This window comes from Pelatocladus sp. (assembly GCF_059505505.1).
In genome coordinates this window covers 1-8,821 of the sequence record NZ_JCACKS010000095.1, presented here as the reverse complement: position 1 = coordinate 8,821, position 8,821 = coordinate 1, and the positions used below count along the sequence as shown (strand labels likewise).

The window sequence follows — 8,821 nt, the reverse complement described above, 5'->3', positions numbered from 1 at the left end:
TTTTACAAAACTTTACAACGTGTCCCATTTTGCACGTATCCCGGCTGTACCCCTAAGATTGCTGCTGCTGTCAATCTCTTTAGATCTGAGTTTCCCGACACTTCGGCTGATCTCAGCCCTTGGTTAAAGAATTCAGAAACCGAAAAATTTGATGATCCGTATTCAGTGGATCTTGCCTTTCACTTTTCTAGACGCAGTTTCGTTTGCCAAAGCCATAGTATTTTAATGCAGATCCGCCTGTCAAAAGATGCCGAGACAGAACTGCAACAAGCTCTGGGAGTAGAACTATCAGGACATGACTATATAGGACAGCATTGGCGATTTGCAACTACAGGACGTTGGGAATTTTGGGGTGTTGTGCTACCTTTGCCAGATGCACAAGAGAAATTAAGGGGAATTTGTCGGCAGATTCTCAACTTGTTTGATCAAGCTAACAAGAGCAGCGTTACAGATGTGTGAGTGTTTGAATTGATGCTTTCCGGCTTGATGCTCAACTTCATCTGCAAACTCCCTGGAAATACTTTGACAGCTATTAAATACATATAAGCGATCGCCAACCCACCCACTTTTAAAACAAAAATGATTATCATTATTGCAATTAGTGGTACAATTCACAGAAGTTAAGGCTGCTTCTCGTGTTTCCATCTCGCTTGAGCTGAGATGCACTCTTATTTGTTATGTGAAAACATCTACCTGTGGAGGAGTAGAAATATGACAACAAATCCATTATTTAACGAAGAAATTTACCTCGCTCTTAACCCAGAAGTTGCAAAAGATATCTTGAGCGATCGCATTTACTCATGAAATAGCGATCGCTCTACAAAGCTAAATGCAACAATTCTTATTTGCATTGATGTATGAGCATGTTACATTACAGCCAGACCTTGGTTCTGATGGGGAACAGCCATCAGAGGTAACGGGGAAAATTCGGTGTAAATCCGATGCTGTCCCGCAGCTGTGATGAGACTACAAAGATTGTCTCTTAGTCAGAATGCCCGCCAAAGGTAAAAAACATACACCCATCTGCGAGGTACAGATGCAAAATATTCTCTTTAATTGCCGTTGGGCGGTGAAAGTCATTGTGTCTAGTATAAGTGCAATGACGACTTTGATATTGTGGAACTATACTGTGTGTGCGGTCGAAATTCCACAACCCAAAAAAATTGCCCAAAATACGGATGAACAAGAACCAGATATTGAACTAACAGTCATCGACACGCTATTGAATCAGCCTGTTTTCTCCCCTTTTCGCCGCGAGGGAACAGTAAAAGATTCCACCCGACCAGTATATGTGATTACAGGTGAAGAAATCGAAGCTCAGGGGGCGCGAAATGTCAGAGAAGCGTTGCGTTTTCTCCCTGGAATCTTATCTGATGGGACAGTCGGGACGGAAGTCAATGCATTGAGTGGTCAATTTATTCGGGGTTCTAACTCAGAACAAGTATTGATTTTACTTGATGGTAGACCGATTAACAACCTTGGTGGGGGTAGTTTTGACCTTTCCGAAATTACTAGCAACATTATTGAACGAATAGAAGTTTTACCAGGAGGAGGTTCTACTCTTTACGGTTCCTCTGCGATTGGGGGTGTGATTAGTATTATCACTCGTCGTCCCACCGAGAAAGTGACAACGCAAGCAGGTGTTACCTTGGGCGCGTATGGATTCAATCGGCAGACTATCAACAATAGTGGTAAAGCAGGTGATATCGGTTGGGTTTTGGGATATAACCGTATCCAAGCCGAAAATAATTATCCTTTTTCGATTCCAGAAGCTGACTTTGAGGGAACCAGAAAAAATAATGATGTTCTCTACAACAACTTTAATGTCAAGTTAGAAGCGAATTTAGGTAAACGCAATACCCTCACACTTTCAACTTTATACTTAGGCAAAGAACAGGGAGTACCGGGAGGCGTTCCTATTCCTGAACCTCTGTTTGGACAAGGTTATTTTAACTCGTTAACGGAACGCGATCGCAAATACACAGACCAAGTTCTCACCGATTTAACCTGGAACTCAAAACTAGGTTCGGGAAACGATTCTGTACTTACAGCCAAACTTTACGCAGATTTTCTCAACACTCGTTTTGATAGTCGTGCTTCATCTTCGGTGCGGTATAATAACGAGCAAAGTTCCTATGGAATTCAAGCGCAGCATAGTTGGAACTTTGCTCCCAATCAAACTTTAGTTTATGGCTTTGATTATCGCAACACTTCAGCGCGTAACGTTACTTTTGACTATCTCGATAATCAAAAAACAACTAGTTATGACGATAGCATCTCTCAAGGAGCATTGTTTGCTAGATATGAAATTAATTTTACATCAGGTTTCACCATGAACTTTGGCTTGCGCCAAGATTTTAGTAGTTTAACAAATGGCTCATTTACATCACCAAGTATAGGCGCAAAACTAGCGCTGACTGACTCTACTACCCTGAGAGCTAATTATATTCGGAATTTCCGCGCCCCAACTCTTTTTAATTTATATGCTAGAGGTTCTAGCTTTGTTGGAAATCCAGATTTGAAACCTGAAAAAGGTGATAGCTACGATATCGGAATTGACCAGAAACTTTGGAACTTTGGTTTATTACGCTTAACCTACTTCAGTAATACTATATCAGATTTGATTGCTTACAACTTTGTTGTTCCTGTAGGTACTTATGAAAATATCGGCTTAGTTCAGACTACAGGAATTGAAGCGGTTTTGAATGTACAATTCGCAAAAAATATCTATGGATTTGTAAATTATACACTTAATAACCCACGCATATTAGAAAGTGCCAACCCTACTGAAGAAGATAATGAATTACGATTTGCAGGTGCAGATAGTTTGAATTTAGGAATTTCTTATGAAACACCTGGAGGTTTATATACGGGAATACTCATGCATTCCCTCGGCGCATATCCAACCAACAATACTAATACAGAATCCTTACCTGGATATACTACTTTTGATTTTAAAATTCGAGTGCCACTAAGTAATAATTTTGTAGTTACTGGTAGTGTAGATAATATTTTTAATCAGCGATATCAATTATTTCCTGGTTATCCTGATGCAGGTAGAGTTTTTCAGATTGGTTTAAATGCCACCTTTTAGATCAATTAATAGGGGGATAAGAACAGAAGGAAATGAATAACAAATGACCAATGACTAATGACTATTAACTAATCCAAAATTGCCATGATTAAATTTAATTGTTGGGTAACACCATTAAATCGTACCGTAACCGAACCTTCACCAACAGGCGGTTATATAGAATATGAAGATTTTGATTGTAGTTGCGATGTTTTATCACCACTACTTTACACATTATTTCAAGAGAATTGGCAGCAAGTAGGAGTAGGACACATTGTCCAAGGTGGTGTGTTGGAATTAGAATTTACTGCTGCACCTAAAATTTGCATTCTTTATGATGGATATCTGACTGTCGTCACCGAAGGTTGGCATCTTCACTTATGTATTGAAGCAAATTTGGGTGGTCCTCATTGTAAAACACCATTGGAATTGAGGCAACAGCGTCAAGTCAGTCGTGCTGCTTTTTATCGACGTTTTAATGCAGAAGGAAATCCGAGAAGTTGGGGAATTGATTTTTGGAATGGTGCAGGCGAAAATTTGATGACAATCTTCTTACCTAATCCGTATGTTGAAGAAGAAAATTTATTACCAGAAGGGAAACCAAACTTATCGAAATTAGTTCTTTATGAAGAACTGCGAGATATTTATGTGTTAGGTAAAAAGCCAATTCCGTTTTCTAAAAATCCCTTAAAGCATCCATATATATCTGTTTGTACTTCTAGCCGTTGTCTGACTTCCCAAAACTGGAAGCCTACTTTTGACGCAATCAAAGCAGCAGTTGAAAAAGCAGGTTTAGATATAGAAGTGAGAACATCTGGCTGTTTGGAAGTTTGTAAACTTGGCCCTGTAGTATTTTATTCAGAGGATAGAACTTGGTACACTCGCGTTCAACCAAATATCGCCGAAACAATTGTCAAAGAACATTTGGTTCAAGGTAACAAAGTAATTACTAATTCCTATCCACCAGAATCGGTTTAAATAACTACAGTGTTGATTTGTAGTTATTTATGCAATTTTTTCAGATGAGAACAACAATATTTCGCCAAGCCAAAGTTTTTATATTTTTATGTCAATTTTTATTGATTGCTATTTTGGCGATTGCTTGCCATTATACCACTTCTACTACATCAACAGATACCAAAGAATGCGTCCAAACTTATAATCCCAACACCAACTATTTTCCTAATAAAATTACTGTCAATTATGCTACAGGTTTTGATGTTGAATATCATAAAAACTATAAGCTAGTAACGGTAAAAAATCCTTGGCAGAATGCAAAAATTAATTTTCAATATGTTTTAGTACAATGTGGAACACCTGTACCAAATAATTTTCAAACAAGCCAAGTCATTACAGTACCGGTAAATACAGTCGTTTCGCTTTCCACAACTCATTTACCACATTTAGCAAAGTTAGGATTAGTCGATAAACTTATCGGTGTCAGCGATAAGAAAAGAATCAACACACCAGAAGTAATTCAGAGTATTAAAGCTGGTAAAGTAGCAGAGGTTGGAAACAATGAGAGTATAAACATAGAAAAACTTTTAGAATTAAATCCAGATTTAATCATGACTTATGGAGTAGGAAATCCACAGATAGATAGTCATCATAAGTTAATAGAATCCGGTTTAAAAGTAGTAATTAACGCCGAGTATATGGAAACATCTCCACTTGGACATGCAGAATGGTTGAAATTTACTGCTTTGTTTTTTAATCAAGAAAATATTGCTCAAAAAACCTTTAATCAAATCTCTACCAAATATGAAAATATCGCTTCCAAAACAAAATCTATTAAAAATCGTCCAACTGTCTTTACAGGATTCAACTTTAAAGGTGTTTGGTATACACCAGGATGTCAAAGTTATGTAGCGAAATATTTAGCTGATGCAGGTTCTAACTATCTTTGTGCAGATAATTCTTCTGGTAGTAAGCCTTTGTCATTTGAAAATGTCTTTCAACATGCTGCAAGTGCAGATTACTGGCTTAATCTTAGTCAATCTTGGCAAAGTTTAAAAGATGTCATAGCTGAAGATAATCGCTATGCTGATTTTGCAGCCGTAAAAACAGGTAATGTTTATAATAACAACGCTCGTGTCAATAATAGTGGTGGTAACGACTACTGGGAAAGCGGAACCAGCAACCCTGATATCGTCTTATCCGACTTAATTAAAATTTTACATCCAGAAATTTTACCCAATCATCAACTAGTTTACTACCGTAAGCTGGAAAAACAATAGTAATTCTAAATAACTCAAAGATTTGATCTCTCTTCTCTTCCTTGCTATACGTATTCTCTTTTGAAAAGCTTTGAAGTTTCTTCTAGAATGCTGAGGTTCATTTATTGAAAATCTATTTCACAGAATAGAAATAAGTTCATTGGTAATTAATATTTTATCATGTCCCCAATCCAGTATTACTTAAAAAACTTTTCGCTAACAAAAAATCTCAAAAAATTAGAAATAAATACTCTAATTTTTTCTACCATGATTACAGGACTAATTCTAGCTTTCATACTAGACTTAGCATTAGGATCAGTCCAAATCCCTATTCAACAAGTTGTCACCATACTATTAGGAGGACAAGCAGAAAAACCAACTTGGACTACTATTATTTTCAAATTTCGCTTACCCAAAGCCTTAACTGCAACTTTCGCCGGTGCTGCTTTAGGAGTAAGTGGATTACAAATGCAAACCCTATTTAGAAATCCATTAGCAGGGCCATTTGTGTTAGGAATTAGTTCTGGTGCAGCTTTAGGAATAGCGCTAGTGGTACTAACAGCAAATATTACTGGTGTGGGTGTGTTATTTAAAGACTTAGGAATAATAGGTGATTTTAGTTTAGTTGTGGCAGCAAGTCTAGGTGCAGCATTAGTTTTAGGATTAGTATTACTAGTTGCGCGCCGTGTCCAAGATACAATGACGCTGCTGATTTTGGGATTATTATTTGGTTATGCAACCAGTGCTATTGTCAGTATTTTGCTGCATTTTAGCGAAACTCAGCAAATCCAATCATACTTACAATGGACTTTTGGTAGTTTTGCAGGTGTAACGTGGCGACAAATGCTAGTTTTAGCGCCTGTTGTGCTGTTAGTATTGTTGATTTCGGTAATGCTATCCAAACCTTTAAATGCCTTACTTCTTGGTGAAGCTTATGCTCGTAGTCTCGGTTTAGGTGTGCAACAAGCAAGATTTTGGATTATTACCAGTGCTTCTATTTTAGCAGGTGCGATTACTGCCTTTTGCGGCCCGATCGCTTTTTTAGGTGTAGCAATTCCTCACCTTTGCCGCAGTTTGTTCAACACTTCAGAACATCGAGTCTTGATCCGTGCTGTTATCTTTATGGGAGCAATTCTAGCGTTAATTGCAGATTTATTGTCACAGCTTGCAGTTCGTCAAACGGTATTACCTCTAAATTCTGTCACTGCTTTGATAGGTACTCCGGTCGTTACCTGGGTGATTTTGCGTGGTAATTCTCGCACATCTTTTCCTAAATGAATGATGTGATTCTCCATACGAGTAACCTAACTATTGGTTACAAAACATCACGGCGTGCTACTCGCATTGTTGCATCTGATATTTCTGCATCTCTAAACACAGGTGAACTCGTCTGCTTACTGGGTGCAAATGGGACGGGGAAATCTACTTTGCTGCGAACCTTGGCGGGAATGCAACCCCCCATCAAAGGTAAAGTGCAACTTCAAGGAAAGGACATTTACAAGTTAGCACCCCAGGAATTAGCAAAGCGTCTGAGTTTAGTACTCACTGAGAAAGTTGATGTGGGAATATTGTCAGCTTACGCTTTGGTAGCAATGGGGCGCTATCCTTATACTGATTGGTGGGGAAGGTTAACTTCTAAAGATGAGAAAATAGTTAAATGGGCAATTGAAAGTGTAGGAGCTACAGATTTAGCAAAGCGCAATGTCGGCGAACTCAGCGACGGTGAACGCCAAAAAATCATGATTGCGCGGGCTTTAGCACAAGAACCTGTTTTAATGCTATTAGATGAACCAACAGCTTTTTTGGATTTACCCCGCCGTGTGGAGATTATGCAATTATTGCGGCGTTTGGTGAGAGAAACAAATCAGGCGATTTTGCTTTCAACTCACGATTTGGATTTAGCTTTGCGCCTTGCTGATAAAGTTTGGCTTCTAACAGAAGGTGGTTTTCTACATATCGGCGCACCGGAAGATTTGGTTTTAACTGGTGTATTTACTGAAGCATTTCATAGCGAAGGTGTGGAATTTGACGTACACACTGGTGAGTTTCATCTCTATACACCGATTCGTGGCAAAGTTAGTCTTTTGGGTGAGGGTATGGAATTAATGTGGACAAAGCGTGGTTTGCAACGAGCTGGATTTGTTGTGGTATCGGATAGCAATTCCCAGCTTTGTATAGAGGTGATATCTAAAAGCGGACAAGTTTTTTGGCAGGTGAGGTACAACGGTGCTGTGTCGGAACATAACTCAATGTATGAGTTGATTCGATTTTTGAACAAAGTCGCCCCGCTAGTGAGGTAGTTAGAATGTTACATCTGTTGGGGTTATTCTCTCACCTGTCGAGTTAGCAGTCGGAATGCAGGAGCGATCGCCCCAAATAGGTAAAATCGTCGAAAATTTGTTCAGGTCGTTTTTGAAGGCATTTTCGATGAATGATGATCTACAATCAACCAGCGATCGCCAACTTTATGGTAGACGAAGGTATATCTCGCCCTCACTTGGGATGGCTGGCCATCTTTGACAACAGCAAATGTATAAATGCCAGAGTTAACAGCGACATCGCAGTAAATCTGAATATTTTGCTCCTCAATTCGACCATCAGGTTTAAGACCCACAAACCCTTTAAAGTAATCTTCTATTTCAGGATGAGTGTGCCGAACCTTGTTGGAAACAGTGGGAAGTAAAATCGCATCATCCGCATAATACTTGGCAACTTCACTTGGTTTACCTGTTTGCAGCGCTCTGTCCCACTGATCAAAAAGCGCAGCTATATCTGTTTTTGTGACTGTTGGGCAATTTGTATCGGCATAGGTAGGACTGCAAAACAGAAACAAAAGTGCTAATAAGTTAACGACAATCAGAATGATTCTTTTCATGCAATACCTTCGTCAAAAGAAAAGGATGAAGAGAGAGATGATGATTGTATAATAATAATCATTCTCATTAACTAAATCAGTGGTTTGTTAGTTCAGGTCATGAGATGCTTACGGGTAAAGGTTTTCTATTCTTTATCTTTCTTCTGAAAGGGCGAACTGATGTTAACAAACCACTGAATTCCTCTCGCTCAAATCAGTGGAACTATGAATTTAGCTGCAAAACTGGATGTAGTGATAGTTGGTGCAGGTGCGGCTGGAATTGGTTGCGGAGTGGTTTTGCATAATTTAGGAATTGAAAACTTTGTGATTTTAGAACGTCACGAAGTCGGAGCATCTTTTAGTCGCTGGCCTGTTGAGATGCGGTTTATTACGCCATCGTTTCCCAGTCACGGCTTTGGGCTTTTAGATTTAAATGCGATCGCACTCCAAACTTCTCCTGGATTAAGCCTACAACGGGAACACCTTAGCGGTAAAGAATATGCTGTGTATTTAAAGACGGCTGTTGAGTTTTTCCAGTTACCAGTACAAGAGGATGAATCTACAATCACTCCTGGTTTATTTTTAACCTTCCTTGCGGGAAGTCCCCAGGTTCCGAAGACTCCACCTGGGGATGAAAGCAAGGGCAGGGTAAGCGTCAACTACGTGGAGAATCTTGCT

Annotated in this window: 8 protein-coding genes and 1 riboswitch; of the genes, 7 read left to right on the top strand and 1 reads right to left on the bottom strand. The window is 39.0% G+C overall.

Annotated elements, in window-relative coordinates:
* The 6 genes from AC5JMK_RS08490 to AC5JMK_RS08465 all read left to right on the top strand — a co-directional run.
* Window positions 1–459, top strand: a 459-nt coding sequence (locus tag AC5JMK_RS08490; protein ID WP_495909866.1) for a Tery_1686 family protein, incomplete at its 5' end; no start/stop codon positions are given.
* Window positions 460–868: 409 nt separating this feature from the next.
* Window positions 869–1,017, top strand: a riboswitch (cobalamin riboswitch).
* 19 nt (window positions 1,018–1,036) lie between these two features.
* Entirely contained in the window at window positions 1,037–3,094 is a 2,058-nt protein-coding gene (locus AC5JMK_RS08485; protein WP_495909865.1) for a TonB-dependent receptor plug domain-containing protein, read from the top strand.
* 84 nt (window positions 3,095–3,178) lie between these two features.
* Window positions 3,179–4,051 carry a (2Fe-2S) ferredoxin domain-containing protein gene (locus AC5JMK_RS08480; protein ID WP_495909864.1) on the top strand — a complete coding sequence of 291 codons (873 nt, stop codon included), beginning with the start codon at window positions 3,179–3,181 and terminating at the stop codon, window positions 4,049–4,051.
* 44 nt (window positions 4,052–4,095) lie between these two features.
* Window positions 4,096–5,310, top strand: a complete 1,215-nt coding sequence (locus tag AC5JMK_RS08475) for an ABC transporter substrate-binding protein (RefSeq protein ID WP_495909863.1) — start codon at window positions 4,096–4,098, stop codon at window positions 5,308–5,310.
* A gap of 159 nt (window positions 5,311–5,469) precedes the next feature.
* Entirely contained in the window at window positions 5,470–6,567 is a 1,098-nt protein-coding gene (locus AC5JMK_RS08470) for an iron chelate uptake ABC transporter family permease subunit (protein ID WP_495909862.1), read from the top strand.
* On the top strand, window positions 6,564–7,589 hold the full coding sequence (locus tag AC5JMK_RS08465; RefSeq protein ID WP_495909861.1) for an ABC transporter ATP-binding protein: 1,026 nt from the start codon (window positions 6,564–6,566) through the stop codon (window positions 7,587–7,589). The genes AC5JMK_RS08470 and AC5JMK_RS08465 overlap by 4 nt, the downstream gene beginning before the upstream one ends.
* Before the next feature lie 101 nt (window positions 7,590–7,690).
* Here the strand turns inward: AC5JMK_RS08465 and AC5JMK_RS08460 are convergent, their stop codons facing one another.
* A complete protein-coding gene (locus AC5JMK_RS08460) occupies window positions 7,691–8,164 on the bottom strand; it encodes an SgcJ/EcaC family oxidoreductase (protein ID WP_495909860.1) in 474 nt (157 codons plus the stop codon).
* Window positions 8,165–8,368: 204 nt separating this feature from the next.
* On the opposite strand from AC5JMK_RS08460, the gene AC5JMK_RS08455 reads away from it, so the two are divergent.
* The coding region (locus tag AC5JMK_RS08455; RefSeq protein WP_495909859.1) for an NAD(P)-binding domain-containing protein at window positions 8,369–8,821 on the top strand (453 nt) is incomplete at its 3' end.

Coding starts and splice junctions, on each gene's coding strand:
- AC5JMK_RS08485 (WP_495909865.1), top strand. CDS start 1,037: ATGCAAAATATTCTCTTTAATTGCCGTTGGGCGGTGAAAGTCATTGTG.
- AC5JMK_RS08480 (WP_495909864.1), top strand. CDS start 3,179: ATGATTAAATTTAATTGTTGGGTAACACCATTAAATCGTACCGTAACC.
- AC5JMK_RS08475 (WP_495909863.1), top strand. CDS start 4,096: ATGAGAACAACAATATTTCGCCAAGCCAAAGTTTTTATATTTTTATGT.
- AC5JMK_RS08470 (WP_495909862.1), top strand. CDS start 5,470: ATGTCCCCAATCCAGTATTACTTAAAAAACTTTTCGCTAACAAAAAAT.
- AC5JMK_RS08465 (WP_495909861.1), top strand. CDS start 6,564: ATGAATGATGTGATTCTCCATACGAGTAACCTAACTATTGGTTACAAA.
- AC5JMK_RS08460 (WP_495909860.1), bottom strand. CDS start 8,164: ATGAAAAGAATCATTCTGATTGTCGTTAACTTATTAGCACTTTTGTTT.